1 pseudogene is annotated in these 240 nt (G+C 43.3%); it reads left to right on the top strand.

From position 1 onward, the window contains the following. Positions 1 to 144, top strand: a pseudogene (locus QN395_RS21550) (transposase); the annotation flags it as partial. Positions 145 to 240: the final 96 nt, after the last annotated feature.

Raw genomic sequence — 240 nt, 5'->3', positions numbered from 1 at the left:
GAGTTCAAGCAGGCAGCGGTCATTGAACTTTGCACACGACAAGAAAGCGCGCAAGTAGTTGCACAAAAGCTGGACGTGGACAGGACGACGCTATATAAATGGACAAATCAACTACTTGGCCGTGAGGCCCTAGCATCCATGAAATGCTACAAAGACGCATTGTAAGAAAGATTACTTTGCGTCTTTTTTTGAATGACCTCTACCAAATAAATTGACTCAGAAATCTTAAGTCCGATCATC

It is taken from the genome of Undibacterium sp. RTI2.2, assembly GCF_035018705.1.
Classification (GTDB): domain Bacteria; phylum Pseudomonadota; class Gammaproteobacteria; order Burkholderiales; family Burkholderiaceae_D; genus Undibacterium.
The sequence above is the reverse complement of the archived record's forward strand: the minus strand, read 5'-3'. Positions and strand labels throughout refer to the sequence as shown.